The following is a 1101-nucleotide window of genomic DNA, read 5'->3' on the forward strand; positions in this document are numbered from 1 at the left end:
TCGCACAATCTTTGTGCGGTATTGCCCTAAAAATCTATATGTTAATTTTTTGTAACTAGTTGAGAATACATCTTGACAAGGAATTATTCTTATGCTATAATAAAGACAAGCTGAGGGGGACAAAAAGATCTCCTGGCAAATGATATTTTATGGAGGTAGTTACTCATGAAAAAGTTTGTATGTTCTGTTTGCGGTTATGTATACGAAGGCGAATCTGCTCCGGCAGCATGTCCTCTCTGCGGTGCACCGGCAGACAAGTTCGTGGAGCAGAAGGAAGAAAATCTGGCATGGGCTGATCAGCACGTTGTCGGCGTGGCACAGGGCGTAGACGAAGAAATCGTGCAGGGTCTGCGGGAAAATTTCAACGGCGAATGCTCCGAAGTCGGCATGTATCTGGCAATGGCTCGCGTCGCTTTCCGTGAGGGCTATCCGGAAATCGGTCTGTACTGGGAAAAGGCTGCTTATGAAGAAGCAGAACACGCTGCAAAGTTTGCAGAACTGCTGGGCGAAGTGGTTACCGATTCCACCAAGAAGAATCTGGAAATGCGTGTCGCTGCGGAAAACGGTGCATGTGCCGGCAAGAAGGCTCTGGCAGCAAAGGCAAAGCAGCTGAATCTGGACGCGATCCACGACACTGTACACGAAATGGCAAAGGACGAAGCAAGACACGGCTGTGCATTTGCCGGCTTCCTGAAGCGTTACTTCAACGACTAATTGCGAAAGAATATTTCCTTTCATAACTGAAAACAACCCCGCACAAAAAAGCCGAAAGGCAAATTTTGTGCGGGGTTGTTTTGTTTTATATGGTATTGCGGAATCCTTTTCCGATAATTTCGCTGCTGTTGGTAATCATCATAAACGCCTGGGGCTGTACTTTTTTGATATAGTTTCGCAGCTGCACAGCCTGGCTTCGTTTCATGACGGTCAGTACAATATATTCCTCCTGTCCGCTGTATGTTCCCTCCGCGGTAAACAGCGTCGCACTTCACCCCAGTTCTGTGTGGATAAAGTCACAGATCGGCGTGGGGTCTTTGCAGACAATGGTGAAGTATTTGCAAAGGTTGATATTTTCAATGGCGGTATCAATGACAATGGTTTTCG

General features: G+C 46.9%; 2 protein-coding genes. One reads left to right on the forward strand and one right to left on the reverse strand.

Annotation, left to right across the window (positions count from 1 at the left end; all coding sequences use genetic code 11):
• Positions 1 to 165 precede the first annotated feature (165 nt).
• Entirely contained in the window at positions 166 to 714 is a 549-nt protein-coding gene (locus RUMCAL_RS13855; RefSeq protein ID WP_021683652.1) for an NADH peroxidase, read from the forward strand.
• 85 nt (positions 715 to 799) lie between these two features.
• Here the strand turns inward: RUMCAL_RS13855 and RUMCAL_RS16600 are convergent, their stop codons facing one another.
• Positions 800 to 976 carry a DUF2179 domain-containing protein gene (locus tag RUMCAL_RS16600; RefSeq protein WP_278245048.1) on the reverse strand — a complete coding sequence of 59 codons (177 nt, stop codon included), beginning with the start codon at positions 974 to 976 and terminating at the stop codon, positions 800 to 802.
• Positions 977 to 1101: the final 125 nt, after the last annotated feature.

The organism is Ruminococcus callidus ATCC 27760, from assembly GCF_000468015.1.
Taxonomy (GTDB): domain Bacteria; phylum Bacillota; class Clostridia; order Oscillospirales; family Ruminococcaceae; genus Ruminococcus_C; species Ruminococcus_C callidus.